Below are 25,058 nucleotides of genomic sequence, written 5' to 3'. Positions count from 1 at the left end.
GGGGGGAGGGCATGACCATCGATCGGATGCCCCGGCGGGGGTCGGCGCGCGTGCTGCGGCCCGCCGTGTACCTCGTCCTGCTGATCGCCGCCCAGGGCCTGCTGTCCCGGCTGGCCGACGCGGCGGCCATTGCCGCGCCCGATCTGTTCCTGCTGACCGGCGCGGGCCTCGCGTGGCGGGTGCGTCCCGCGTGGGCGCTGGTCGCCGCCTATCTGGTCGGCCTGCTGCAGGACGTGCTCGGTGGCGGCATGCTGGGGCTGCACGCCGCCGGGGTGGCAGGCGGGGCGCTGCTGGTGCTGGTCGTGAGGCGGTACTTCTCGAACAGCGGGCCGGTGCAGGGTCTCCTGACGGTGCTGGCCGCCGTGCTGGGCGAATGGCTGGCCTTCCTGGCCCTGACGTACTGGCTGCGCTCGGATCTGGTCACGGTGCCGCTGCTGGTGAGGACGGTTCCGGTGGTGTTCATGGGAACGCTTATCCTGGCGGGCGTGTGGGAACGCTGCATCACCTGGGGCCTGGGGCCGCGCTCCTCGCCTGAGGATCTGACGTGAGCCGCGCCGGGGACGTGATCGACCGCCGGGATCGGCTGCGGCGACGGGCGAGTGGCGCTCCGGCGGCCTCACCCACGAGGACACGTTCGAACGGGGCCGCGCGGGTCGTGTGGACGGCCCTGACCTTCAGTGTCCTGCTGGGCGGCCTGGGCGCCCGGCTGTACCAGTTGCAGATCCTGGAGCACAGCCAGTACGCGGTGCAGTCCACCAGCAACTTCCAGCGCGACGAGGTCGTGCGGGCGCTGCGCGGCGAAATCCGCACCCGCGACGGCGTGCTGCTCGCCACGAACCGGCTGGCCGTGGATCTGGTGTACGCCGGGCGGCGCGATCCGGCGGAACGTGCCCAGGCCATCAGCTCGTGGGACAAGATCACATACCTGGCGGGCATCCAGCCAGACATGATCCGGAATGGCCAGCCGATCGAACCGGATCGCAGCAAGGAAACCGAGGTCATCCTGGCGCGGAACGTGCCCGAGAAGAATCTCGCGGCGCTGTACGAGTACACGGTGCTGATACCGTCGCTCGAACTGCGGCCGCGTCTGGAGCGCATCTACCCGCAGCACACGCTGGCCGCGCACCTGCTCGGCTACGTGCAGGAAGCCACGCAGGATCAGGTGCAGAACGGCGGGTATACGGTCGGTGATTTGGTGGGCCGCTCCGGTCTTGAGGCCAGCCTGCAGACCACCCTGGAGGGCAAGAACGGCCTGCGGCGGCGCGAGGTGACGGCCGGTGGCCGCCCCCAGACGGAGCGGATCATCGACCCGGGCAAGCAGGGGCAGAACATCACGCTGTCCATCGACTCGACCCTGCAACGCGCCGCCGAGCAGGCGCTGCAAGAGGGGCTGGTGGACGTGAACCTGGGCCGCAAGAAGTACAGCGTGCCGCCCGAGAGCCTCGTGCGCGGCGCGATCATCGCCATCGACCCGCGCACCAATGAGGTGCTGGCCATGGCGAGCAGCCCCACCTACGATCCCAACTGGTTCTCACGCGTGCCCAGTCCGGATCCAGCGGCCCGGACCAAGGCGCTGACCTCGAACAGCGTGGACGCGGTCATGCAGAACCGCGCCGTGCAGACCTTCGATTCCGGCAGTGTGTTCAAACCGACCTCCACCCTGGCCTTCGTGGAGAAGTGGGGCAACCGGACGTTCAACTGCCTGCCGTACATCCGCTACGGCGGTCCACGCTACAACTGGCACCGCACCGGCAGCCTCGGCGACGTGGACGGGAAGCTCGCCATCGCCTTCTCGTGCAACACCTGGTTCTACCAGGCCGCCATTGCCGCCGACCCGATCACCTACGCGAATTACCTGGGCCGCCGCGCCCAGGAGCTGGGCTTCGGCCGCGACACCGGCCTGGAACTGGCCGGGGAGAAGACCGGTTACATCCCCAGCCCGGAGAATTTCAAGAAGACCTTCGCCAAGGCGAACGAGCGCCGCAAGGCCGCGGGCGAGGCCCCGATCGTCTACTACCCCGGTCAGGCGCTGTCGTTCGCCATCGGGCAGGATTCGCTGCTGGTCACGCCCGCGCAGGTGACCTCGGCGCTGTCCACCATCGAGAACCTCGGCGTGCGTCGGCCCCTCTCGCTGGTTCACGCCGTCGGCGGCCAGGCCGTGAAGCGGCCCGCCGAGCGGGTGCCCGGCAACGTGAAGGATTTCCAGCTGGTGAAAGACGGTATGGCCATCACCACGGCCGGCACGACCCGCTGGGGCACGGCGCAGCACATCCTGGGGCCGAACTTCTTTCCGGTGCGTACGGCGGGCAAGACGGGCACCGCCGAGAACGGCGTCAGCTTTCGCAAGGGTTACGCCTACACGAACGCGTGGTACGAGGGCTTCGGCCCGATCGGGAACGGCCAGACCCCGAATTTTCTGGTCGTGACCTTCTTCCAGAACGGCGGCGAGGGCTCCGGCCCCGGCCTGAACGCCGCCGCGAAGATGTTCGCCGCCCGCTGGTGTCTGAAGCTCGACGAGCGCCACCATGCCCTGCCGGACCAGACACCCTGCACCGGGGAACTCGAACAGATGCACGCGCGGGCCGTGAAGGACGCCGCGAAGGCCAGAGCCGACGCCGCAGCGACAGCCGCCGGCACCACGACACCCTGAATCGAGACGCGCGCCTTCCTCAGAGAGCAATGAAGCTACGTCCAGTCAAGGAATTCCAGTCGGGTCATTCCGGGCCCGATGACCGCTGGCTGTCTGACTGAAGTTCAGACAGATACCGGAGTGTCCTCCACAACCGCCTCGACGATGATCTCCGAGTTCAGCGAGGCCGCCACGGAGCAGTATTTCTCGTGACTGAGGTGTGCCGCCTTGCCCAGCGCCTCGGCGGTCACGCCGTCACCGCTGGCAATGTGCCGCACGGTGATGTGGGTGTACCGCTTCGGGTGGGTCTCGGCACGTTCGCCCACCACCTCGATCCGGTACGCACGGAGCGGCGTGCGTTTCTTGGCCATGATGTCCACCACGTCCACGGCCGTGCAGGTGGCCAGCGCGCCCAGCAGGGCGTCCATGGGCGAGACCCCGATTTTCGTGGGTGAGTTGTCGATCAACAGCTGTTGTCCGGAGGGATTCACGCCCACATAGCGCTGCTCGCCCAGCCAGGTGATGTTCAGGGACTTGTTCATGCCCACAGGCTAGCGCGGGCCCACGGGAACAAGGGTGCCCGGATTAATCGTCCTCTTCGGGCAGGGGCAGGCGCACCCGGAAGGTGGCGCCCCCGCCTGGCGTGTCCACCACGTCGATGATGCCCCCGTGGGCGGTGACGACCTGCTGCGCGATGGTGAGGCCCAACCCGGCCGATCCGGCTTCCTTGCCGCGGTAGAACTTGTCGAAGATCTTCGGCTTCACGTTGTCCGGCACGCCCGGCCCGTGGTCGACGACGCGCACCTCGATCTCGCCGGGGCGGGGACTGACTTCCAGGTACACCCTGTCTGCGGAACCGCTGACCCGCACGGCATTGGTCACGAGATTCACGAACACCTGCGTCAGGCGGCCGGGATCGCCGACGATCTCCACGTTGTCCTGAGGTGCGCTCACCCCGAAATCCCGGCCGACCTGCCGTAGCAGGTGCCCCAGGTTCATGAAGTGCATCTCGATGCTCTGCACCAGTTCGCCGCGCGAGAGTTGCAGCAGGTCGTTGACCAGGCGGGTCATGTTCTCGGCGACCCGCTGCGCGTCCTGCAGGGTCTGGCTGCCGCCGGCCTCCCGCTCGGCGCGGCGCAGGTAGCCGTGCAGGGCGGTCAGTGGGGTGCGCAGTTCATGGCTGGTCTCGGCCAGGAAGGTCTTCTGCATGTTCAGCGCTTCCTCGAGCTGCCGGGCCTGGATCTCCAGCCGCTGGCTCTGCCGCTCGGCTACGTTGCGCAGGCGCTCGACCTCGTTCAGGCGGGTTTTCAGGTCGCTGTTCAGCTGACGGACCTCGCGCTCGGCCAGTTCCCGGCTCGCCTGCGCGTCGACCTCGGCGATGGCCCGTTTCACGGCGGGGGCCAGGCGTTCCAGGCGCTGCTTGAGGATGTAATCGGTCACCCCTTCACGCAGCGTATCGACCGCGGTTTCCTCGCCCATGGCCCCGGTCACGATGATGAAGGGCACGTCCGGCAGCAGGGCGTGTGCGGCCCGGAAAGCACTCAGGCCGTCGTAGGTGGGAAGCGCGAAATCGCTGAGGATCAGGTGCGGCCGGCCGTCACGCAGCCCCGCCAGAAAACCGGCCTCGTCCTCGACCCGCGTGATCTGCACGTCCCAGGGCAGCTCACCGTCGAGGTGGAAGGTCACGAGTTCATGATCGAGTTCGTTGTCCTCCAGGTGCAGGATCCGCAGGGACTCGCCGGGCTGAACACTGCGGTAGGTGCCCTGCGTCTCGGTCAGTCCGTTCACTGGGACGCCTCGCGGGGCAGGGTGACGGTGAACGCCGCGCCCTCGCCCAGTTCGGACGTGGCAGAGACGCGGCCGCCGTGGCGACCCACGATGCGGCGCACGTTGGCCAGGCCGATGCCTATGCCCTCGAACTCATCGGCTCGGTGTAGTCGTTGAAACACGCCGAACAGTTTATCCGTGTAACGCGGGTCGAAGCCCACGCCGTTGTCGCGGATGGTCACCGTCACTTCATCGTTTTCGGTGATGGCGCTCACGTCGACCGTGGCCGCGTCCTGATGCCGGGTGTACTTGATCGCATTGCTCAGCAGGTTGGTGAACACCAGCGCCAGCATGGTCGGATCCCCGTTCACGGTCGGCAGGTCATGGGTGATCAGGGTGACCTGACGGTCGTGGCGGTCGGGTTCCAGGGCCTGCCAGCTCGCCTGCATCAGGGTGTCGAGGTCGATGGGGACGCTGCGCATCTCCTGGCGGCCCATCCGCGAGAACTCGAGCAGGTCGTCGATCAGCTGGCTCATGCGTGACGCGGATTCGGTGATGATCCCCAGGTACCGTTGGCCCTTGGGCGACAGTCCTGCCGAGCCCGCCTCCTTGGACAGCAGGTCGCCGAAGCCCACGATGTGCCGCAGCGGCGTCCGGAGGTCGTGGCTGACCGAGTAGCTGAAGGCCTCCAGTTCCCGGTTCGCACCCTCCAGTTCCGTGGTGCGCCGCTCGACCCGCTCTTCCAGGGACTGGTTCAACGCTCGCAAATCCGCCTGCGCCTGGGACACGCGGTTCTGGAGCGCGTCGTTTTCCAGGGCCGCGCCGAAGCGCTTGGCGAGTTCCTGCGCCAGTTCCGTGTCGCGTTCCGTGAGCTGTTGCCGATAGGCCAGACCCAGCAGGCCGCACAGCGTCCCGTCCTGCGCCAGCAGCGGCAGCAGAAGAATGCCCGAGACGCTGACGGCGTGGAGCAATGGATGGGCGGTCAGGGCCATCCCCTCGCCGCTGGACACCACCTGCCGCAGGGCCTGACCCACCATGGTCTGCATGTGGGGTGCGTCCCAGCCTGGGTGCCGGGCCGACCGGGCGACCAGCTGGATCGGGGGAACGGCCCACAGCCCGGCACTGTCCACGAAGCGTGCGGTGATCTGATCGAGCGCCGACTGGTAGGAACCCTGCCGGTCGGCCCGGCTGCGACCGCTGCGTGATGCGAGCTGGCCGGAGACGTCGGCGAGCAGGCGGGCGGCCGTCTCCGCGTACACCGAGTCGTCCACGTCGGTCGACGTCCCGACCCACTCGATGACCTGCCCACTCGAATCCAGCACCGGCTGCCCCCGCGTCACGAAGCTGCGGTAGGTGTCGTCACGGCCCAGGAGGCGGTGCTCGGCCTCGAAGGGTCGGGTGGCCCGGATCGCGCTGTCCCAGCGCCGCTGGTACGCCCCGCGGTCCGACGGGTGGATCAGGGCGAGGAAATCCTGACCAGCTCGCTGCGCCCCCACGTATTCCGTCCACTGGCGGTTGAAGTACACCGAGTTCCCCTGGGCGTCGGTCAGCCAGACGATCTGGGGCAGGCCCTCCAGCACGCCCCGGTACCGTTCCTCGTTGCGCTGCGCCAGGCGTTCGGCCTGCACGCGGTCGTGGATATCCGTCAGGCTCGTGACCCATTCCACGACCTGCTCCCGCTCATCCCGGAACGGCGCGAAGGTGAGCATGAACCAGTGGCGTTCCCCGCCCCGCAGCGTCAGCTGGAGCACCTGCTGCTCTGGGCGTTGGTGACGGATGGCGTCTTCACACAGCTGGGCGTAGGCCTGCTGGTCATCGGCCGACAGACAGGTCATCAGGTCGTCCGTTCCGAGCACGTCCTGATGGGGGGCGTTCACGAAGGTTACGCGGCCCTGAGGGTCACTGACCCGCACGATGTACGGAATGGCATCCAGCAGGCCCCGGTAGCGGCGCCGGGCCGCCTGCACGGCCTGTTCGGCCGACACGCGCTCGCTGACATCCCGGACGACCTCGAGAAGGCCCAGGCGGCGTCCTTCCGGATCGACCACCGGGCTCCGTTGGGCTTCACCGGCGAACTCCGTCCCATCGGCCCTGAGGTAGGGCGTGGTCATCGCCTGAAACGACTCCTGGGTGCCCAGACCCAGGTCTGCGTGGAGCACCGACAGCGGCTGACCGATCAGCGTTCTTCCGTCCACGCCGAACTGCGCCCTCAGGGCCGGGTTCACCCGCCGGATCAGCCCGACCTCGTCGGTGAATGCGGCCGCGTCCTGCATGGAATGGAAGATCGCCTCGAACTCCGCCCTGGCCTGTTCCTGCCGCAGGCGGGCCACGGCCAGCGATTCGTTGAGCAGTTCTGCGCGGCTGCGGGCCCGAACCTGCGCCTGTACCACCAGGAAGGCCAGCCCGGCGGTGAGGAGGCCCCCCAACAGCGTCAGCAGGGGCGTGATTGCCGCGAAATCCTGGCCGAAACTGCTGCCCGCACCAAACTCCAGGGTCCAGCGTTGCCCGGCCATGCTGCGCGTCACGGTGCGGGCAAAGTCCAGCGTCCTGGGAAGCGGCACGCCCAGCAGCGTGGCCGTGCCCAGCCGCAGCTGGAAATCGAAGGGACGCTGCGCCACGGAGGCCGGAAGGCCTTCGATGAACTGATCGGCCCGGACGGCCAGGTACAGGAACCCGTCGGGGCGGGAGCCATTCACGCCGGTTTTGGTCACGGGAACGGTCAGCAGGTAGCCGGGCAGCGCCTGACCTCCGGCCCCGGGCTGCAGCAGCGTGAGCATGCCGGACGCCTGCACGGTCTCCGCACGTTCACTGGCCTGCAGGGCGGCGCGGCGGACAGGGTCGCTGTACAGGTCGAAGCCCAGCGCCTTGTAGTCGGCCACTCCGGTCGTTGCGAGCACGGAGATCGGTGCGCGGGTCGGTTGCGGCGACGGCCCCTGCCGGAGCGTCCAGGTGGGAGACACCTGTGTCCTCAGCTGGGCCACGAGCGGGCTCGCATCGACACCCGGCGGCAGGAGCGCCGCGTAGCCGACGGTCTGCACACCCGGATACTGCTGGCGCAGGCCGAGTCCGGCCACGAAAGCCTTGAAGGCCGGCCCGTCGAGCAAATCCGGATGAACCTGCCACGCCGCACGCGTCGCGTAGAGCAGCCGTTCGTACTCGGCGAGCCGCGCGGTCATGGCCTCGGTGTAGGCCGATGTCTCCCGTTCGAAGCGGTTGTACTGCTGCTCGTGCACGAAGGCGGCGAGCACCAGGGACATCGCCGTGGTGAGCAGCAGCACCAGCGCCATGACGACCAGCGGCGCCCTGGAGGCCCAGCGTTGTCCCGGATCGAACCATCTCATCGTGGAATTCCGGTTCTCCCTTCCTCCAGCGCGCCGCGAAACACCTCCACGGGAACGTCGCACTGCGTCCAGGCCGTGAAGGCCAGGCGGGCCTGCTGCGCCAGCATGCCCAGGCCATTGGCCGCCGCGAGTCCGGCCACGCGGGCATCGGCCATCAGGCGCGTCTGGGCAGGCGAGTACACCATGTCGTACACCAGCGCCTGCCGGGGAAGCTGAGCGATGAAGGCAGGATCGAGGGGCGTCTGATCCGGCGCGTCGAGTCCCGCGCTGCTGGCGTTGATGACGAGCGTCACGTCCGGCCAGGGCACCTCGGCGACGGCGCTCGCCCGGAGCTGCGGGGCCGGGTTCCGATCGGGCCACGAGGCCACGAGATCCTGGGCCCGCTGTGGCGTACGGTTCACGACGTATACGTCTTGCTCCAGAAGGTTCAGGCCGGTGTACACGGCGGCCCGCGCCGCCCCACCGGCCCCCAGCACCACGATGACCCCACCCAAACCGTGTGGATTTACACCCAGATCCCGCAAGTCTGCCAGCAGGCCGGGAGCGTCTGTGTTCTCGCCGGTCAGCTGGCCCTCCCGGTGAATGATGGTATTGACGGCCCCGATCGCTCGCGCCGCCGGGGTCAGGTCGTCGAGCAGGGGAAGTACGGCCTGTTTATGCGGCAGGCTGATGTTCGCGCCGAGCACGCCGGGCCGGCGCAGGCCGTGTACAGCAGCAGCAAGTTCCGTGCTGGACACCCGGATGGCGGCGTACTGCCCGCTCAGGCCCGCGTGTCGGAAGGCGGCGGTGTGCATCAGGGGAGACAGGGAATGGGCGGCCGGGTCTGCGAACAGGAAGGCCTGAAGGGGGAGGGCGGAGGCGTCCTGCACGGTCACGGCATCAGTCTACCTGTCGCTTTCCGGCTTGGGTCTGCATGGGGTGAACGCGGCAGCAAGGCTTCCTGAAGGCGGGGAGCCGGAACTTGGCGGCGGGCTGGGGGGAATGTGCGGTGGAACACGACGACCTGCACCGGCAGTGCCGACAATAGGGACGACCGATGACCCACGTCCTCTTCCCTCCCCGCCAGGCCACCTGGGGGGAGGGTGCGTTTTGAGCGCACAGGAGTTCCGTTGACTGACCCCGCCCAGAACACCCCGTCCCCTTCCGCTCTTCCCCAGACCGGTGGCGCGACCGCGACCGTCACCCTGAACGACCAGCGCGAAGCGTACGCACTGCTGGGCGCCGGGGACGCGAACCTCAGACGCATGCGTGAACTCACCCGGGCGCGGCTGGTCGCGCGGGGCGAGGCGGTCACCATGACCGGTGAGCCCGCCGACGTGCAGCAAGCCGAGCGGATGGTGCGCGACGCCCTGGAGGTCGTGCGCACCGGTGGCGAACTCACGCCCGAGAGCCTGCTGCGCTCGGCGCGCCTGAGCGGCGAGGGCCGCAGCCTGGCCGCCGAGACGCAGGTGAACGGCCTGAGCCTGCCGCGCGGCCTGAAACCCAAGACGCCCGGACAGAAGCTGTATCTGGAGAAGATCGAGAAGAGCGACATCACCTTCGGCGTCGGCCCCGCCGGTACGGGCAAGACCTACATGGCGGTGGCCATGGCGGTGCAGGCCCTGAAGGCGAAGAAGGTTAAGCGCATCATCCTGACCCGCCCGGCGGTCGAGGCGGGCGAGAAGCTGGGCTTCCTGCCCGGCGACCTGCAGGCGAAGATCGATCCCTACCTGCGCCCGCTGTACGACGCCCTCCAGGACATGCTCGATCAGGAGAAATTCGAGTCGTACCTGACGAGCGGCGTGATCGAGATCGCTCCCCTGGCCTTCATGCGGGGCCGAACCTTGAACGACGCCTTCATCATCCTGGACGAGGCGCAGAACACCACCGGCGAGCAGATGAAGATGTTCCTGACGCGCATGGGCTTCTCCAGCCGGGTGGTCGTGACCGGGGACGTCACGCAGATCGACCTGCCCCGCCACATCACGAGCGGTCTGGCCGTGGCCAAACGTATCCTGAGCAGCATCGAGGGCATCGCGTGGCACGAGTTCACGGATGTGGACGTGGTGCGCCACCCGCTCGTCGGGCGGATCATCAAGGCCTACGAGTCCGCCGAGGAGGCCGAACAGGACAAACGGGGGGCGCGGCGCGGCGAATTCGCCACCATTCCCGAGGGCGAGAGCGACCCACCCGCGCAGCCCAGCTGAACATGACTGTATGGGCGGGGATCAGGGAGACGTGGCCCCCGCCCGTTTGCCGTCCGGCACCCTGCCGGGCGGGACGCTACCCTGGGGCATGATCGACCTCGTCGTCCGCAAGTCCCCGCCAGCCGGGGTGCGCCCGGCCGTGCGCGCCAGCCTGGACGCAGCCATGACGCACTTCGGCGTGCAGGAACGGGAGGTGACGGTCGTCCTGGTGGGTGACCGCACCATCCGCACCCTGAAACGCGAGACCTGGGGGGAGGACAGCGCGACGGACGTGCTGAGTTTCCCGACCTGGGAGCCTGGCGATCCGTTCATGCCGCCGCACCTGGGGGACATCGTGATCAGCCTGGATACGGCCGCGCGGCAGGCCGAGGCACGCGGCCATTCGCTCGCCCATGAGGTGGCCCTGCTGGCCAGTCACGGCCTGACCCATCTGGTCGGGCACGATCACCCGCACGCGGACGGCCTGGGCTTCGAGGAAGGTGCGAGCGGCCCCGAGTGGCAGGTCTTCCACGACGCCTGGAACGCGGCCCGCGCCGCCCTCCCCGACGGTGCGTGAGGATCGGGCATTGAAATCCGACGGCTCGGCCCTGAGCCTGCGGCGCTTCTGGCGGTCGGCCGGGTTCGCGTGGGCCGGCCTCAGGCACGCGTATGCCTCGCAGGCGAACTTCCGGGTGGAGGTCTGGTGCGGCGTGCTGGCCGTGCTCACGGCCCTGTGGCTGGATGTGACCGTTTCCCCCGTTGTGCTGTGCTGTGCGCTGGTGCTGAGCCTGGAACTCGTGAACACGGCCGTCGAGGCGATCGTGGATCTGGTGAGCCCGGAATGGCAGGCGCTGGCCAAGGTCGCCAAGGACGCCATGGCGGGCGCGGTGCTGGTCGCCAGCGTGGGTGCCCTGGGCGTTGCGGCAGCGCTGCTGCTCCCAGCGTTGCTGCACCGGCTGCTGGGATGAAGAAACATGGCCTGGCGGGACGGTGGCCGCGCCTGCTGACGGCCCGCCCCCACTCTGGAATAGTGCGTCCGTGACCAGCGCCGGCACCCAACCCTTCCACGCGGTGACCATCCGGGGCCGGCGGCCCCGCGACCTGCCCGTGCTGCAACGCTGGCTGGCCGACCCGACCGCCGAGTGGCGCCGCTGGGACGCTCCCTACTTCCATCCGGCCGCCACTACCGCCTCGCTCCGCACGTATGTGCAGCAGCTCTCGACGACCGCCACCCGCCCGGACGAACGCGTGATCGACCTGGATGGCGTGTGCGTGGGCATGGTCAACCGCTCGGAAGAGGAACCCGCCGGGGGCGGCTGGTGGGATCTGGGCGTCCTCATCTACGACCCCGCGCACTGGGGGCAGGGCATCGGGTCCCGCGCGCTCGCCCTGTGGGTGCAGGCCACGTTCGACGAGACCGATGCACACGTCCTGACCTTCACGACCTGGGGCGGCAATGAGCGCATGATCCGCGCCGCACGCCGCCTGGGGTTCCAGGAGTCCAGCCGGGTGCGCGAGGCCCGCGTCGTGAATGGCGAGCGGTACGACAGCGTCCGGCTCGATCTGCTGCGACGCGAGTGGACGCCCCTCGATCCGTGACCCTCAGGGAGGAGCGTCCATGTCCCTGAACCCGGACGGTTTTCTGGCCACCCAGGATCTCAAGGATCGGGGCTGGACGCCAGCGCTGATCGCCCGCTTCCTGGGCGAGCATGACCGCACCCGCCCGAACGGCCTGAAGATGGGCCGCCGGCGTCTGCCCCCGGTGAAGCTGTACGTGGAGGCCCGCGTGCTGGACGTGGAGCGGCTCGACGACTTCCTGGCCGCTCAGGCTCGCGCCGCCGATGCCCGCGAGCGGTCGGAGCGCAGCCGCGCCGAGCGGCGGGCGAAACGTCAGCGGCAGATTGAGGAGGCGGCCCTCTCCTATGCCCCGACCATTCAGCCCGAGCCGCTCCGTACCGGTGCTGTCCGCAAAGCCCGCGATCCCTACCTGCCCACGCTGGAGACGGTGTTCGAGCATCATTCGACCCGGATCGGCAAGCTCACCCAGACCGAACAGGACGACTTGAAAACGCTGCTGCGTGCCCGACTGGACGATGCCCTGAACGCCGTCTATCCGTGGTATCCGGTGCCGGGCCGATCAAACGAGGCTCGGCCGCCCGCTTCGTCGACCTCAGCTGCGAAAGCGAGCGACTGGCGAGAGTGGGACTGGGAATGAGTCACCTGCTTTCCGGCATGATGCCCGAGGGATAGCACAGCCGAAAAGCGGCAATCTCATATCCAATTGTCGAAATAGATGGTAGTCCCCACCGCCTTTCCACGCAGATCGGCGCCCCAACTCAGCTGTTCAGCGCATGTTCGAAGTCATTCAACAGATCGCCGATGTCCTCGATGCCAATGCTCAGCCGCAGCAGGTCCGGCGTGATCCCGAGGCGGCGGCGTTCGGCTTCCGGCAACGCCCGGTGCGACGTGCCCCACGGCCAGGAGATGGTGGTCATGACGTCTGCGAGCGAGGGCGCCAGAGGAATCCGGCCAGCCAGGGCCTTCACGAAACCCGGCGCGTCCTCGATGTCGGCGCTGAGCATGCCGCCGAAGCCATGCGGGAACAGATCCATGGCCAGATGGAACTGCGGGTGGTCACTGAGGCCAGGATGGTACACGGCCCGCACGCGCGGGTGGTTGACAAGGACGTCGGCGACGGCCTGGGCATTGCCCGAATGCGCCCGCATCCGCAGGCCCAGCGTCTTGAGGCCCTGCATGGTCATCCAGGCGTCGAAGGCGCTGATGGTGCCGCCCAGACGCAGCAGGCGGGTACGGGCCGCCGCGATCAGGTCGGCCCGGCCGCAGGCCACGCCCCCGAACGCGTTCGAGTGCCCGCTGAGGTACTTGCTGACCGAGTGCGTCACAAGGTCCGCGCCGTGCAGGGCCGGTCGGAACATGGCCGGACTGGCGAAGGTGTTGTCCACCGACAGCAGCGCTCCCCTGGCGTGGGCCAGGGTGGCGAGCGCGGGCACGTCCGGCACGGTCAGCAGTGGATTCGTGAGGCTCTCGACATGCAGGACACGGGTGGTGTCCCGGAACGCGTCTTCAACCTCCGAATGGTCGCAGGCGTCCACGAAGGTGACTTCGATGCCCAGGCGGGGGAATTCCTCGGCCAGCAGGGCGTAGGACACCCCGTACAGCCTGGAGTCCGCGACCACGTGGTCTCCCGCCTTCAGGATACCGAGCAGCGCCGCGCTGATGGCCGCCATCCCGCTGCCCGCCGCCAGGGCCGCCTCGGTACCCTCCAGGACGGCCAGAGCGCGCTCCAGCGTGCCCGCATTCGGCGTGCCGTTGCGGTAGTAGAACGCCGCCGGCTGTTCCCCCGACATCGCCCAGTCGAGGGTCTCGAGATCGGGGAACGCGTACACGGTGCTCTGGTAGATGGGCTCGGCCAGGGCGACGCTGCCCGCCGGACGGGCTTCCTCGCCGGCGCGGGCCGCCAGGGTCGTGAGGTCGTACTGGTGGTCTGTGGTCATGGCAGGCAGGATACGCGGCTTGAGGGCCCTTACCCGTCCATGCGCTCCACGGCGAGCCCCTGGCGTTCCAGGGCGGCCCGCAGCACGGGTTCCCGTTTGGTCATGCTGCCGCCCTCGCCGAAGTAAGCGTTCATCAGGCGGGCCCAGTCGCCGGGCAGGCCGCCGCGCGAGGCGATGGGATTCATGACCTCGACGGCCGTGCGGATCTCGTCGTCCGTGGCGGCGTGGTAGGCGTCGGTGTGAATGACCAGCGGGCGGGGCACGCGGGGACGGTACGGGGTGTTCTCCGCCGAACGGCCGATGGTGAGCGCCGCGAAGGGCAGCACCCCAGCGGGCAGGTTCAGATCCGTGATGATGCCGTCCAGGCCGTTCATGACACCCCCGATCCAGCAGCCCTGGTAGCCGAGCATCTCGGCTGCCGTCAGCAGGTTGGTGCCGGCCATGACCGCGTCCCCGATCCCGAAATGAACAGCGATGGCCGGCCAGTGCCCCGGCTGGTGAGCGGTGACGTCCAGCACGCGGGTCACGCGGTGAACGTCGGCACACACGATGAAGGCCTCGCTCGCAGTGGCGATGTGCGCGTTGGTGGTCAGGTCCACCAGGCGGGCGCGGAGATCCGGGCGGGTGATCCGCACCAGCGAGTACAGCTGTGCGGTCGCGTCGGTCGGCGCCCGCTGCGCGGCATGCAGCAGGGCGTCCAGGTGATCGGCCGGCAGGGGAATCGGCGTGCCGTCGTCGTTCGTCACGTACTGCCGGACAGTTCGGTGGGCATCGTAGAAGGCGCGGACTTCCTCGGGCGTCATGGACATGCGGCGGAGCATAGCGCCGGGGCACCCGCCGCTCTGTCCGGCGGCTCGCTATCGCTGTCCGGCCAGCAAGAAACGACCCCGTGCATCTGGTGCCACGGGGTCGAGCACCGTCATAGGTGGCTTCAGGCGATGGCGTGCCAGGCGAGCGCGATCACGACCACGCTGGCAAGGCCCATGACGGTCAGGGCCTGATTCCGCGTCTTCTTCAGGTAGAGCAGGATCCCGATCCCGGTGATGGCCACGAGCGCCAGAATGCCGCCGCTGAGGTCGATCAGCCACTTCCACGCGCCGCCGGTATCCCGGCCACGGTGCAGGTCGTTCATGACGGCCACGCCCCCCTGCTGCAGCACGTTCACCGTGTACTTCCCGGTTGCGGCGACGATGGCCGTGTCGGCGGAGTAGCCCGGTCCCACGAAGGAGATGTCGGCCTCATTGCCGTCGAAGCGGGTCTCGCCGGCGCGCCCTTTCAGGTTCTGGTCGGCGCGCAGCGTCTCAGCCACCGTCAGCCAGTTCACGGTGCCGTCCTTGATCCACCCGGCGGGCAGGGTGCCCGTGAGGGTGCTCTTGACATCCCCCGTGCCGAAGACCCAGTCCGGGTGGTTGAGGGTGATGCCGGTCAGCGCGAAGAACAGCACGACCAGCAGGCTGATCATGGACGTGTAGGTGTGCAGCCAGCGCAGCGTGACGTTCGCCTGGGCGCGGCTGCTCCGGGCCCGTCTGGCAGGGCGGGAGGCGGAGACGGACGTCTCGAACAGGTCGTCCGTCTCCGTCACCTCAGGCCTTGCCGAAGCTGACACTGGCAGCCTCGATATCATTGTCGGCGGTCAGGGTCTTCTTGAAGGCCGCCGCCGCGACCGTGACCTTCTCACGAACCAGCGAGTAGGGACCGTGCTCGCGGGCGGATTCGACCACCACGTAGTAGTCGCCCTGGCTGACCAGTTTGCCCTTGTCGTCCTTGCCATCCCACGAGACGGCGTAGGTGCCGGGATTCCGGGTGGCCGAGCTGATGGTCGCGACGAGGTCGCTATTCTGGCGCGTCCAGCGGCTCAGTTCGGCCAGCCAGCGAGGATTCAGGCGATCCTGCTTGAGCCAGACCGTCAGGTTGCGAACCGTGTTGCCCTGCGCGTCCTCGATGTACACGGCCACGAAGGGCCGCTTGATGTACCCGCTGGCCTTGGTGGCCACCGTGAAGGTGATGTCCAGGGCCATGCCGGTCGCCCAGACCTTGGCCGTCGAGGCAGGCGCGGCCGCCCCGGCAAAGCGCCCGAGGGTGAGGGTGGCGGTCGTGGCGGCGAGTTTGCCGAGGAAGCTGCGTCGGGTGTCGGTCATGTCGGGACTCCTGGGGAAGAAGGGGATGGGATGGGTGGGCGTGCGCCGCACTGACCATGCCGTGATGGGGTTAGGGCGACGTTAAAGCCTCCCAGCGCGCACTGACGCGCACCTGACGGTCAGCGGTCACGATCAGGGCCGCACAGGACGCCAGGGTGTCCATCAGCGCCAGGGCGCTGGCTGCATCGAGCACGCCCGCCACGGTGGCCAGCGCGTCGGCCGTGGCGCAATCCGGGGCCACAACCGTCACGCCCAGGGTGCCCGCCACCGGCTGCCCGGATCTGGGGTCGATCACGTGCGAGTACCACTGCCCGGCAATCTCCACGCCCCGGTGGGCGTTCCCGCTGGTGGCCAGAGCACCGCTCGTTACTCGCACCCGCGCGATGGGAGGCGCATCGTCGCGCACGGTGGATGGATCGGCCACGGCCACCGTCACGCCGCCTGGCCCCAGAGTGCGGAGGTCACCGCCAGCGTTGACCAGCACCCGCTGAACGCCGGGCATCCCCGCGGCTATCTCGGCGGCCCGGTCGACGATGTACCCCTTCGCCACGGCATTCAGGCCCAACGGGAAGCGGGCATGGAGCGTGGCCGTCCCATCACCGTGCAGCGTCCAGGGATCGGCCTGCACTGCTGTGACCAGGGCCGAGAGCGTGGCGGCGTCCGGGAGATGGCCCTGGCGGGCGGCCGCCTGCCATTCCAGGCCCAGGGCGTCGGCTCCAGGATGGAACGCCCCGTTCGAGACCCGGCGCCAGTGGTCGGCCTGCCTTAGCACGTCCAATAATTCGGCGCTGAGCGTCACGGCCTCGCCCGGACGATCCAGCCAGCGGCGCAGCTCACTGGCCGGATCGAAGCGGTTGAAGATTCCCGTCAGCCGCCCGATCTCGAGCAGCGTGGCCTGCTCGGCGGCTTCCGCTTGGGCCTGGGAGTCGGCCACAACCTGCACCTCGACCTCGGTTCCGAGGACGCGCTCGTACACGCTGCGAACCCGGTAGGCGGGTCGCAGGGCGCGCAGGAGTCGAGGAAGGGTCGGCACGCCCGGCATTGTCGGAAGGCTCTTTGAAGATTTGAAGAAGACTGGGCATAGGGCCAGTGAACCCCTGTGACAGGCCGCTGCCCATGGGATCAGCCGGGCGGGCGGTTGGCGAGCGTGTAGAACAGCAGCCCAATCAGAAGCAGGTCGAAGGCCCACGACGTGGGGCGTCGCAGGCGCTCATCCGTCCGTGCCCGCATGACCTGCACGCCCACCCGGACGAGCAGCAGCGCGGCCACCAGCCAAGGACTGGGGGTCGGCGCACCCAGCAGCGGCAGGAACAGCAGCACGGCCAGCGCGGCCAGCAGCACCAGACTGAGGATCGTCCAGGCGTCCGGCCGGGGGGGCGGGGCGGTCACCGCTGCTCGCTCACCGTCGGGACGTCCAGCGCCTCGAGCACCACCACGCTGTTGGGCGGTAGGTTCAGGCGCAGCGCGTGCGTCTGCATGTTCCAGCCGTCGTCCGTGGCCGTCAGGTTCGGCTGCTGGGTGCCGAAACCGCCGAACTCGCCGTCGTCCGTCGAGAGGAGCACACGGTACTCGCCGCCCTGGGGGGTGCCGACCGGGTACTGCTCACGGAACATAGGCGTCATGTTCGCCACGACAAGGCTCCAGGCCGGGCTGTCGGGATCGCGGCGAATGAAGGCGTACACGGAATTGTCCGCGTCATCGGCGTTCACCCACAGCAGGCCCTCGTCCTTCAGGTCGCCGGTGTGCCAGTCGGGTCGCTCACGGTACAGCGTGTTCAGGCGGCGCACGAGGTTCATGACGCCGTGGTGATCCGGCTGGTCGGCCATATACCACGGGAGGCCGTCGGCGGCGGCCCACTCGGTCGACTGCGCGAAGTCCTGGCCCATGAACAGCAGTTTCTTGCCGGGCGTGGCCCACATCATGGCCAGGAAGGCGCGGTACCCGGCGCGCTGCTGGTACCAGTCGCCGGGCATCTTCATGACCATGCTCTTTTTCAGGTGCACGACCTCATCGTGGCTGATGGCCAGGACGTAGTTCTCGGTGGTGCGGTAGGCGTTGTAGAAGGTGAGGGCATGGTGGTGGTACTTGCGCCACAGAGGATCTTCCTCGAAGTACCGCAGGTTGTCGTTCATCCAGCCCATCGCCCACTTGTAGTCGAAGCCCAGGCCGTAGGGACTGGGGGTGGTCACGCCGGGGAAGGCGGTGCTCTCCTCGGCCACGATCATGCAGCCGGGGGCCATGTGGTGCACGACCTCGTTCAGGCGCTTGAGGAAGGCGATGGCCTCCAGGTTCTCGCGGCCGCCGTGCACGTTCGGAATCCATTCGGTGCGGGAGAAGTCCAGGTACAGCATGCTAGCTACGGCGTCGACCCGCAGGCCGTCGATGTGGTAGTCCTGCAACCACGTGAGGGCCGAGCCGACCAGGAACATCAGCACCTCGTTGCGGCCGTAATCGAAGATGTAGGTGTTCCAGTCGAGATGGAAGCCCTTGCGCGGATCGGCGTACTCGTACAGGGGGCCGCCGTCGAACTTGGCGAGGGCGAACTCGTCCGTGGGGAAATGCCCCGGCACCCAGTCGAGGAGCACGCCGATCCCGAGGCCGTGCAGGTGATCCACGAAGAACTTGAAATCTTCCGGCGTGCCCATGCGGGAGCTCGGCGCGTAGTACCCGGTGACCTGGTAGCCCCAGGAGCCGTCGAAGGGGTGTTCCATGACGCCCAGCAGTTCCACGTGCGTGTAGCCCATGTAGGTCACGTACTCGCCGAGTTCCCGCGCCAGGTCGCGGTAGTTCAGGAACCAGCCGTCGCCGCGCTTCTTCCAGCTGGGCAGGTGCACCTCGTAGATGCTGACGGGCTGGTCGAAGCCCTGCGACCGGGCGGCCAGCCAAGCATCGTCGTTCCAGGCGTAGTCGTGCTGCCACACGATGCTCGCCGTGGCCGGGCGCACCTCGAAGAATTTGCCGTAAGGATCGATCTTGTCCACCGTGCGGCCATCGCTGCCAGTGATCCTGAACTTGTACCGCTGTCCGTTGCGGGCCGACGGCACGAAGGCCCCCCAGTACCCGAAATCCAGGCGCTGCATGGGGTTGTCGAAGCCGTTGTACCCGTTGAAATCCCCGACCACGCTGACGTGCTGGGCGGCGGGGGCCCACACTGCGAAGCGGACGCCCTCGATGCCGTTTTCCGTGATGGGGTGCGCGCCGAGCAGGTGATCCGGGCGCACCAGATCGGCCGTGACGAGCTTCTGCAGGTGGCCGTGGTCGAGCGGAAGCGGTTCGGTCATATCCCGAGTGTACCGGGCCGCCCGCCCGTTCAGGAGGGTCGGTTCATACCGTGCCCGAACATCATGGTTTGGCCAATCTGGGATGCGGGCAACGCCGGTCTACCCAATGGATGCGCAGCCCAGCCCGCGCGGTTCCGGGTGCCCCATGAGCCGGACGGAGCGGGTCAGAGCTTGACGATCCAGCCGTCCGGCGCGGGCCGGTCGCCGTACTGGATGCCGACCAGCTCGTCGTACAGACGCTTCGTGACCGGCCCCGCCTCCGTCTCCGAGTGGAAGACATGGAACGACTCGCCGTGCTGGATGCCGCCGATGGGCGTGATGACGGCCGCCGTGCCGCACGCGCCCGCTTCCGAGTAGGCGTCCAGACCGTCGATGAAGACGTCGCCCTCGACGACCTTCAGCCCCAGGCGGTGTTCGGCGATGTGCAGCAGGCTGTACTTGGTGATGCTGGGCAGGATGCTCGGGGACTTCGGCGTCACGAAGGTGGAACCGTCCTGGGTGATCACGAACAGGTTCGCGCTGCCGACCTCCTCGATCTTGGTGTGCGTTTCTGGATCGAGGTAGATCGCGTCGGCAAACTGCCGCGCCTTGGCTTCCTGGCCGGGCAGCAGGCTGGCCGCGTAATTCCCGCCGACTTTGGCCGCGCCGGTGCCGTGCGGCGCGGCGCGGTCGTAGGGCGACGTGATGAAGTTCTGGGGCGTGAGGCCGCCCTCGAAGTACGGGCCGACTGGGATGCAGAACACGCTGAACAGGAACTCCGGGGCGGTCCGCACGCCGATGTTGTCTCCCACGCCGATCACGAAGGGCCGCAGGTACAGTGCTCCGCCCGTGCCGTAGGGCGGAATGAAGCGCTCGTTGGCCTTCACGACCTGCCGGCAGGCCTCGATGAACGCCTCGGTGCTCGGCGCAGGCATCAGCAGGCGCTCGCAACTGCGCTGCATGCGCGCGGCGTTCTGGTCTGGCCGGAACAGGTTGATGCTGCCGTCCGCGCAGCGGTACGCCTTGAGGCCCTCGAAACACTGCTGTCCGTAATGCAGCGCGGTCGAGCCCTCGGAGATGTGCAGCACGTTGTCGCGGGTGAGGGTACCGCTGTCCCATGCTCCATCCCGCCAGTGGCTCAGGTACCGGAAGTCCGTGCGGATATAGCTGAAGCCCAGGGTGGACCAGTCGATGTCCACATTGGGGGTGGTCTGAGGCTGGGTCTGCGTCATGCCTGATTGTCGCGCAGGGAGCGGGGGTGGTCGGCGGGACGTCCAGCCACGCCGAACCGTCAGTTCAGGACATTGCGGCGGAAGCGTTCCAGGATGCCCAGGCCGACCGCGCCGCTCTTTTCCGGGTGGAACTGCGTGGCGTGCAGGTTCCCGGCGCTGAAGGCCGCCCAGAACGGCACGCCGTAGTGCGCGAGTGCTCCGTCGGTCACGGGAACATCGGCGGGCACGTAGTACGAATGCACGAAGTAGGCATAGGCGCCCTCCCTCAGGCCGCGCAGCAGGGGTGGGTCGCCGCGCAGCTCCAGGCCGTTCCAGCCCATCTGCGGCACCTTGTGATCCGGCGCCGCGTCAAATTTTTTCACCTGGCCGGGCACCAGACCGAGGCCCGCGACGCCCGGCGCCTCGTCCGAGCCGTCGAGCAGGAGTTGCATGCCCACACAGATGCCCAGGATGGGCGTGCCCGCGCGGGCGGCGTCCAGGACAGGCACGTGGAAGCCGCTGTGGTCGAAGGCTTCCATGACCTGCCGGAAGTGCCCCTGGCCGGGCACGACCAGCGCATCGGCGTGCGGCACGTCGGCGGGGTCGGCGCTGACCGTCACGGTCATGCCGGCGCGTTCCAGGGCCTTCGCGGCGCTGCGGACGTTGCCTGCCCCGTAGTCGAGCAGCAGCACGCCCGCGCTCACAGGCTGCCCTTTGTGCTCGGCAGCGTGTCGGACGTGACCTGCACGGCGTCCCGCAGCGCGCGGGCCAGGGCCTTCACGACGGCTTCGATGACGTGGTGGGCTTCCCGTCCGGCGAGCACCCGAACATGCAGGGTGATGCCGCCGTGGTTGCACAGCCCGCGCAGGAATTCGCGCAGGTGGTAGTGCGTCATGCCGCCGGCCGTGCCCCAGATGTCGAGGGTCTCAGGCTCGAAGGCCAGGTGGGCGCGGCCGGACAGGTCGATGACCACGTGCGCGAGCGTCTCGTCCATGGGCACGAAGGCGCTGCCGTAGCGCTCGATGCCCCTGCGGTCGCCGAGCGCCTGCGAGAGCGCCTGACCGAGGGTGATGCCGGTGTCCTCGATCAGGTGGTGGGGTTCGATGTGCAGGTCGCCGCTGGCCTGGACGCTCATACCAAGCCGCGAGTGCCGGGCCAGCGCGTCGAGCATATGGTCGAAAAAACCGTGGCCGGAGGTGGACGGTTCGGAGCCCGGCTGGTCGAGGTCAAGGCGGACCGTGATGTCCGTCTCGCTGGTGGTGCGCGTCAGGGTGGCCGTACGGCTCATACGTGCATGGTACGCAGACGGCCGGGCATGGAAATCGTGTGCGTCTGGACGTGGCCGCCCATGGTGAACGCCGAACCTTGATGGGGTTGCAGTGGCATCGGCCATCCAGATCGTGAAGCGAGCATGAAGATTGGCGCCCGGCGTGTGGAATACCGCGCGTCTTCTCATTTTTGGACTGGCAAAAGAAAGCATTTCCAGCACGCAAAAAGGCGTTTGTGTGGTGCCCTGAACCCATACGGCCAGTTGTCTAGAGGACGTCATTAAGATTCGTCGAAGTGCCAGTAGAACGACGTCGTCAAGCACAGTTTCACGGAACGCCCACGTCCCCCCTGGAGGTTCGGATGAAGGATATTCGTTTTGCTTTTGGCACCCTCGCCACCACGCTGCTGCTGGCCGCCTGCTCCCAGAGCGCTCCACAGGACACCACGGCGCAGGGCACCACCCGTGGGCACACGGCCGGGACGGCGGCCCCGCTGCTCGGCACGAGCAACCCGGCAGCGATCCCCGGGCAGTACATCGTGGTGATGAGCCAGGGCAGCAGCAGCGCTCTGAGCACCCAGAGCAGCGGCGCCCTGATCCAGTCGCTCGGCCTCGATCCGCAGGGCGTGAGCATCGGCCACCTGTACACCCAGACCATTCATGGCTTCTCTGCCCGCCTGAGCACGCAGAACCTCGCGATCCTGCGCGCCAATCCGGCCGTGAAGTACGTGGAACAGGACGCTGCTGTGCACGCGGACGCCACCCAGACCGGAGCCACCTGGGGCATCGACCGGATCGACCAGCGCAACCTGCCGCTGGACGGCAACTACACCTACAGCACCACGGCCAGCACCGTCACGGCGTACATCATCGACACGGGCATCCGCACCACGCATAGCCAGTTCGGCGGCCGGGCCGTGTGGGGCATCAACGAGACCGGGGACGGCCAGAACACCGACTGCAACGGCCACGGCACGCACGTGTCCGGCACGGTGGGTGGCAGCACCTACGGCGTCGCCAAGGGCGTGAAGCTGGTCGCCGTGAAGGTGCTCGACTGCTCGGGCAGCGGCACGAACTCCGGCGTGATCGCCGGCATCAACTGGGCAGCCAGCAACCGCAGCGGCCCAGCCGTGGCGAACATGAGCCTCGGCGGCGGCGCCAGCCAGGCGGTGGATGATGCGGTGACGAGCGCCACGAACTCCGGGCTGGTGATGGCGGTGGCCGCCGGGAACAGCAACGCCGATGCCTGTGGCTCCAGCCCAGCGCGGGCACCCAGCGCCATCACGGTCGGGGCCGCGACGAAGACCGACAGCCGCGACACCTCCTACTCGAACTACGGCTCGTGCGTGGACCTCTTCGCGCCCGGCACGGGCATCACCTCCAGCTGGAACACCAGTGACACCGCCACCAACACCATCAGCGGCACGAGCATGGCGACCCCGCACGTGACGGGCGCGGTGGCGTTGATCCTGGCGGCGAACCCCTCGTACACGGTGGCGCAGGTGACCAGTGCCCTCAAGGCGAACGCCACCAGCGGCGTACTGGCGAGCGTCGGCACCGGCAGTCCCAACCTGCTGCTGTACACCGGCACGGGCACAGTCACGCCGCCCCCACCCACCGGCACCACGACCTACACAGGGTCGGTCACGTCGGGCAGCAGTTCCTTCAAGCCCAGTTCCAGCGGGTTCAGCTATGCGGGCGGCACCCTCAAGGGCAACCTAACCGGCCCGAGCGGTGTGGATTTCGACCTCTACCTGTCCAAGCTGGTAAACGGCAGCTGGACGGATGTGGCCTCCAGCACCGGCTCGACGGCGACGGAGAACATCTCGTACGCGGCGGCCAGCGGCACCTACCGCTGGGAGGTCTACGCCTACTCGGGCAGCGGGAGCTACAAGCTGGTCGAAACGAAGTAACTTCCCATCTCAGCGCCGCTCCGGACCAAGGGCTGGAGCGGCGTTCTCGTGTCGCTCGGCATGAGCGGAATGCGAATGTTTCGGGGGCCATTCTGTCTTGACCGTAACGCCATTATGTTATAGACTAAATCCATGAAGCTGAGCGACGTCCAGAAACGACTCCAGGCCCCCTTCCCTGCCCACCTGGTCGGCTGGAAGCCCGGCGTGGTCAGCAAGGATCGCAAACGCGCCCTGATGCTCGCGCATATCGACGCCCGCGCCGTGCAGGATCGGCTGGACGCCATCTGCCCGGATGCGTGGAACTTCGAGGTCGAGGTGATCCCCGGCACCCGTCTGCCCACTGTCAAGGGCCGCCTGACCATCCTCGGCGTGACCCGCGAGGACATCGGCGAGGCCCCGGAAGGGGATCTGGGCACGCTGAAGGCCGCCAGTTCCGACGCCCTGAAACGTTGCGCGGTGCATTTCGGCATCGGCCGCTACCTGTACGACCTGCCCAAGCAGTGGGCCGATTGGGATGACACCAAACGCGCTCCGGCGTCCACGCCCGAACTGCCCGACTGGGCACGGCCGGATCACGAACGGTCCGCCGGCGGCGCGCATCTGGTGCAGGCCATGGAACAGCTGCGCTACGAATTGCCCGAGGATCTCGACCTGCAGCGCGAGGTGTACAAGCATCTCAAGGCAGCCCTGAGCAGCCTGCACCCCGATTCGGCCAGCGGCAATGGCCAGGGACGGGCAGCATGAGTCCGCAGGCCAGCCCTCGACAGACGATGGTCGCCATGGGCCTCGTGCTGATCCTGATGATCCTCGGCGGGGCCCTGGCCAGCTTGATCTGAACCGCAATCCAAGAGACCCGTCCGCATTGTCTGGGACGGGTTTTCCATTGCCGGCAACTTGTTACCACTCAAGTACGCACAGGCGTCCGGATGACGGGTTCTACACTGCCCCCATGACATGGAATCCCGACCAGTACCACCGGTTCCAGGCCGCCCGCAGCGCCCCCGCCCACGACCTGCTGGCCATGATTCCGCAGCGTCCCTACCGCAGCGTGGTAGATCTCGGCTGCGGCACCGGCGAACAGACCCTGGAACTCGCCCGGCGGTTCCCGGACGCGCAGGTGCTGGGACTGGACAGCAGCGCGGAGATGCTGGCGAGAACCCCGGCTGGGCAGGCCGCCAACCTGCGCTTCGAGCAGGGGGACATTGCTCAGCTCACCGGAACCTACGACCTGATCTACTCGAACGCCGCCCTGCAGTGGCTGCCCGACCATCCCGCCCTGCTGGCCCAGCTCTGGCGGCAGCTGGCCCCCGGCGGTGTCCTGGCTGTGCAGGTGCCCGCCAACCATGACCACGCCAGCCACCGCCTGCTGACCGCCACCGCCGACGAGTTCACGGACGAACTCGGTGGGTTCACGCGCTTCGGCACGGCCCAGGGCGCCTCCCCGGTGCTCACGCCGGCCGGGTACGCCGAAAGTCTCGACGCGCTCGGGGCGACGGACATCACCGCCATCAGCAAGGTGTACCCCGTCGTCCTCCGCGGCGCGGACGGCCTGATCGAGTGGACGCGCGGGACGGCCCTGGTGCCCTACCTATCCAGGCTGGGCGACGCCGATGCCGCCCGCTTTCTGGAATCCTACCGGGCACGCCTGCACGCAGAGTTCCCCGGCGACCGTGTGTACTACGCCTTCACGCGCGTTCTGTTTACCGCGATCAGACCCTCGTAGTCAGACTGGACTACAGGACGACAGTCCTCCGTCCACGGGTGGTCGAGGTAGGTTCCACGCTGAGACCGTTGGTCTCCCGCCACGTCCCGAGGCGGGGCGTTAGGGAGATCCGGGCGTCATGGAAAGTAC

General features: G+C 68.1%; 24 protein-coding genes. 10 read left to right on the top strand and 14 right to left on the bottom strand.

All coding sequences use genetic code 11. The features are described from left to right. Positions 1–11: 11 nt before the first annotated feature. Together E7T09_RS03020 and E7T09_RS03015 are read left to right on the top strand one after the other, a co-directional pair. Complete coding sequence (locus tag E7T09_RS03020; protein WP_136387636.1) at positions 12–548, top strand: Rod shape-determining protein MreD; 537 nt, start codon at positions 12–14, stop codon at positions 546–548. Continuing rightward, on the top strand, positions 545–2,650 hold the full coding sequence (locus E7T09_RS03015; RefSeq protein WP_240741588.1) for a penicillin-binding protein 2: 2,106 nt from the start codon (positions 545–547) through the stop codon (positions 2,648–2,650). The genes E7T09_RS03020 and E7T09_RS03015 overlap by 4 nt, the downstream gene beginning before the upstream one ends. Positions 2,651–2,754: 104 nt before the next feature. Here the strand turns inward: E7T09_RS03015 and E7T09_RS03010 are convergent, their stop codons facing one another. From E7T09_RS03010 to aroE, 4 genes are read right to left on the bottom strand one after another with little or no spacing between them, the layout of a single operon-like run. Continuing rightward, positions 2,755–3,171, bottom strand: coding sequence for an OsmC family protein (locus E7T09_RS03010; RefSeq protein WP_168734669.1), 417 nt, complete (start codon positions 3,169–3,171; stop codon positions 2,755–2,757). A 43-nt stretch (positions 3,172–3,214) separates the two neighbouring features. Beyond that, entirely contained in the window at positions 3,215–4,417 is a 1,203-nt protein-coding gene (locus E7T09_RS03005) for a hybrid sensor histidine kinase/response regulator (protein WP_240741587.1), read from the bottom strand. Further along, complete coding sequence (locus tag E7T09_RS03000; protein ID WP_136387634.1) at positions 4,414–7,737, bottom strand: PAS domain S-box protein; 3,324 nt, start codon at positions 7,735–7,737, stop codon at positions 4,414–4,416. The genes E7T09_RS03005 and E7T09_RS03000 overlap by 4 nt, the downstream gene beginning before the upstream one ends. Beyond that, entirely contained in the window at positions 7,734–8,612 is an 879-nt protein-coding gene (aroE, locus tag E7T09_RS02995) for a shikimate dehydrogenase (protein WP_240741586.1), read from the bottom strand. Before aroE ends, E7T09_RS03000 begins: the two co-directional genes overlap by 4 nt. 234 nt (positions 8,613–8,846) lie before the next feature. Here aroE and E7T09_RS02990 point away from each other — a divergent pair, with 234 nt between their 5' ends. The 5 genes from E7T09_RS02990 to E7T09_RS02970 all read left to right on the top strand — a co-directional run bounded on the left by E7T09_RS02990 (position 8,847) and on the right by E7T09_RS02970 (position 12,117). Further along, positions 8,847–9,923, top strand: a complete 1,077-nt coding sequence (locus E7T09_RS02990; RefSeq protein WP_168734668.1) for a PhoH family protein — start codon at positions 8,847–8,849, stop codon at positions 9,921–9,923. Between the two features lie 88 nt (positions 9,924–10,011). Beyond that, positions 10,012–10,479, top strand: coding sequence for an rRNA maturation RNase YbeY (gene ybeY, locus E7T09_RS02985; RefSeq protein ID WP_168734667.1), 468 nt, complete (start codon positions 10,012–10,014; stop codon positions 10,477–10,479). 10 nt (positions 10,480–10,489) lie between these two features. After that, a complete protein-coding gene (locus E7T09_RS02980) occupies positions 10,490–10,870 on the top strand; it encodes a diacylglycerol kinase (RefSeq protein ID WP_136387631.1) in 381 nt (126 codons plus the stop codon). A gap of 70 nt (positions 10,871–10,940) precedes the next feature. Continuing rightward, on the top strand, positions 10,941–11,501 hold the full coding sequence (locus tag E7T09_RS02975) for a GNAT family N-acetyltransferase (RefSeq protein ID WP_240741585.1): 561 nt from the start codon (positions 10,941–10,943) through the stop codon (positions 11,499–11,501). A gap of 19 nt (positions 11,502–11,520) precedes the next feature. Beyond that, on the top strand, positions 11,521–12,117 hold the full coding sequence (locus E7T09_RS02970) for a hypothetical protein (protein WP_136387630.1): 597 nt from the start codon (positions 11,521–11,523) through the stop codon (positions 12,115–12,117). A gap of 121 nt (positions 12,118–12,238) precedes the next feature. Here E7T09_RS02970 and E7T09_RS02965 read toward each other — a convergent pair whose 3' ends face one another. The 10 genes from E7T09_RS02965 to hisB all read right to left on the bottom strand — a co-directional run bounded on the left by E7T09_RS02965 (position 12,239) and on the right by hisB (position 21,314). After that, entirely contained in the window at positions 12,239–13,417 is a 1,179-nt protein-coding gene (locus tag E7T09_RS02965; RefSeq protein WP_136387629.1) for a PLP-dependent aspartate aminotransferase family protein, read from the bottom strand. Positions 13,418–13,446: 29 nt separating this feature from the next. Continuing rightward, positions 13,447–14,226 (bottom strand): nitroreductase family protein, encoded by a 780-nt coding sequence (locus tag E7T09_RS02960; protein ID WP_240741584.1) that lies wholly within the window; start codon positions 14,224–14,226, stop codon positions 13,447–13,449. 122 nt (positions 14,227–14,348) lie between these two features. After that, positions 14,349–14,999 carry a PepSY-associated TM helix domain-containing protein gene (locus tag E7T09_RS02955; RefSeq protein WP_240741583.1) on the bottom strand — a complete coding sequence of 217 codons (651 nt, stop codon included), beginning with the start codon at positions 14,997–14,999 and terminating at the stop codon, positions 14,349–14,351. A 1-nt stretch (position 15,000) separates the two neighbouring features. Beyond that, positions 15,001–15,555 carry a DUF2271 domain-containing protein gene (locus E7T09_RS02950; RefSeq protein ID WP_136387626.1) on the bottom strand — a complete coding sequence of 185 codons (555 nt, stop codon included), beginning with the start codon at positions 15,553–15,555 and terminating at the stop codon, positions 15,001–15,003. A 70-nt stretch (positions 15,556–15,625) separates the two neighbouring features. Next, complete coding sequence (locus tag E7T09_RS02945; RefSeq protein WP_136387625.1) at positions 15,626–16,597, bottom strand: FAD:protein FMN transferase; 972 nt, start codon at positions 16,595–16,597, stop codon at positions 15,626–15,628. An 80-nt stretch (positions 16,598–16,677) separates the two neighbouring features. Beyond that, a complete protein-coding gene (locus tag E7T09_RS02940; protein ID WP_136387624.1) occupies positions 16,678–16,944 on the bottom strand; it encodes a hypothetical protein in 267 nt (88 codons plus the stop codon). Next, a complete protein-coding gene (locus tag E7T09_RS02935) occupies positions 16,941–18,836 on the bottom strand; it encodes a 1,4-alpha-glucan branching enzyme (protein ID WP_136387623.1) in 1,896 nt (631 codons plus the stop codon). The genes E7T09_RS02940 and E7T09_RS02935 overlap by 4 nt, the downstream gene beginning before the upstream one ends. A gap of 164 nt (positions 18,837–19,000) precedes the next feature. Beyond that, on the bottom strand, positions 19,001–20,047 hold the full coding sequence (locus E7T09_RS02930) for a branched-chain amino acid aminotransferase (RefSeq protein WP_136387622.1): 1,047 nt from the start codon (positions 20,045–20,047) through the stop codon (positions 19,001–19,003). Between the two features lie 59 nt (positions 20,048–20,106). Next, on the bottom strand, positions 20,107–20,730 hold the full coding sequence (gene hisH / locus E7T09_RS02925) for an imidazole glycerol phosphate synthase subunit HisH (protein ID WP_136387621.1): 624 nt from the start codon (positions 20,728–20,730) through the stop codon (positions 20,107–20,109). Continuing rightward, positions 20,727–21,314, bottom strand: a complete 588-nt coding sequence (gene hisB, locus E7T09_RS02920; RefSeq protein ID WP_136387620.1) for an imidazoleglycerol-phosphate dehydratase HisB — start codon at positions 21,312–21,314, stop codon at positions 20,727–20,729. The genes hisH and hisB overlap by 4 nt, the downstream gene beginning before the upstream one ends. Before the next feature lie 341 nt (positions 21,315–21,655). Here hisB and E7T09_RS02915 point away from each other — a divergent pair, with 341 nt between their 5' ends. The 3 genes from E7T09_RS02915 to E7T09_RS02905 all read left to right on the top strand — a co-directional run bounded on the left by E7T09_RS02915 (position 21,656) and on the right by E7T09_RS02905 (position 24,929). Then, on the top strand, positions 21,656–23,206 hold the full coding sequence (locus E7T09_RS02915) for a S8 family peptidase (RefSeq protein ID WP_136387619.1): 1,551 nt from the start codon (positions 21,656–21,658) through the stop codon (positions 23,204–23,206). 132 nt (positions 23,207–23,338) lie between these two features. Beyond that, positions 23,339–23,950 carry a Rad52/Rad22 family DNA repair protein gene (locus E7T09_RS02910; RefSeq protein WP_136387618.1) on the top strand — a complete coding sequence of 204 codons (612 nt, stop codon included), beginning with the start codon at positions 23,339–23,341 and terminating at the stop codon, positions 23,948–23,950. Positions 23,951–24,155: 205 nt separating this feature from the next. Then, positions 24,156–24,929 (top strand): methyltransferase domain-containing protein, encoded by a 774-nt coding sequence (locus E7T09_RS02905; protein WP_136387617.1) that lies wholly within the window; start codon positions 24,156–24,158, stop codon positions 24,927–24,929. The last annotated feature ends 129 nt before the right edge of the window (positions 24,930–25,058 follow it).

Source organism: Deinococcus sp. KSM4-11 (assembly GCF_004801415.1).
Taxonomy (GTDB): Bacteria; Deinococcota; Deinococci; order Deinococcales; family Deinococcaceae; genus Deinococcus.
This window is presented reverse-complemented; position numbering and strand designations above follow the sequence as displayed.

Bases quoted from the DNA above. Each gene is read 5' to 3' on its own strand.
- E7T09_RS02950 (WP_136387626.1), bottom strand. From the start codon at position 15,555: ATGACCGACACCCGACGCAGCTTCCTCGGCAAACTCGCCGCCACGACC.
- E7T09_RS02970 (WP_136387630.1), top strand. From the start codon at position 11,521: ATGTCCCTGAACCCGGACGGTTTTCTGGCCACCCAGGATCTCAAGGAT.
- E7T09_RS02965 (WP_136387629.1), bottom strand. From the start codon at position 13,417: ATGACCACAGACCACCAGTACGACCTCACGACCCTGGCGGCCCGCGCC.
- ybeY (WP_168734667.1), top strand. From the start codon at position 10,012: ATGATCGACCTCGTCGTCCGCAAGTCCCCGCCAGCCGGGGTGCGCCCG.
- E7T09_RS03020 (WP_136387636.1), top strand. From the start codon at position 12: ATGACCATCGATCGGATGCCCCGGCGGGGGTCGGCGCGCGTGCTGCGG.
- E7T09_RS02935 (WP_136387623.1), bottom strand. From the start codon at position 18,836: ATGACCGAACCGCTTCCGCTCGACCACGGCCACCTGCAGAAGCTCGTC.
- hisB (WP_136387620.1), bottom strand. From the start codon at position 21,314: ATGAGCCGTACGGCCACCCTGACGCGCACCACCAGCGAGACGGACATC.
- E7T09_RS03010 (WP_168734669.1), bottom strand. From the start codon at position 3,171: ATGAACAAGTCCCTGAACATCACCTGGCTGGGCGAGCAGCGCTATGTG.
- E7T09_RS02915 (WP_136387619.1), top strand. From the start codon at position 21,656: ATGAAGGATATTCGTTTTGCTTTTGGCACCCTCGCCACCACGCTGCTG.
- E7T09_RS02910 (WP_136387618.1), top strand. From the start codon at position 23,339: ATGAAGCTGAGCGACGTCCAGAAACGACTCCAGGCCCCCTTCCCTGCC.
- E7T09_RS03000 (WP_136387634.1), bottom strand. From the start codon at position 7,737: ATGAGATGGTTCGATCCGGGACAACGCTGGGCCTCCAGGGCGCCGCTG.
- E7T09_RS02930 (WP_136387622.1), bottom strand. From the start codon at position 20,047: ATGACGCAGACCCAGCCTCAGACCACCCCCAATGTGGACATCGACTGG.
- E7T09_RS02960 (WP_240741584.1), bottom strand. From the start codon at position 14,226: ATGTCCATGACGCCCGAGGAAGTCCGCGCCTTCTACGATGCCCACCGA.
- E7T09_RS02905 (WP_136387617.1), top strand. From the start codon at position 24,156: ATGACATGGAATCCCGACCAGTACCACCGGTTCCAGGCCGCCCGCAGC.
- E7T09_RS02945 (WP_136387625.1), bottom strand. From the start codon at position 16,597: ATGCCGGGCGTGCCGACCCTTCCTCGACTCCTGCGCGCCCTGCGACCC.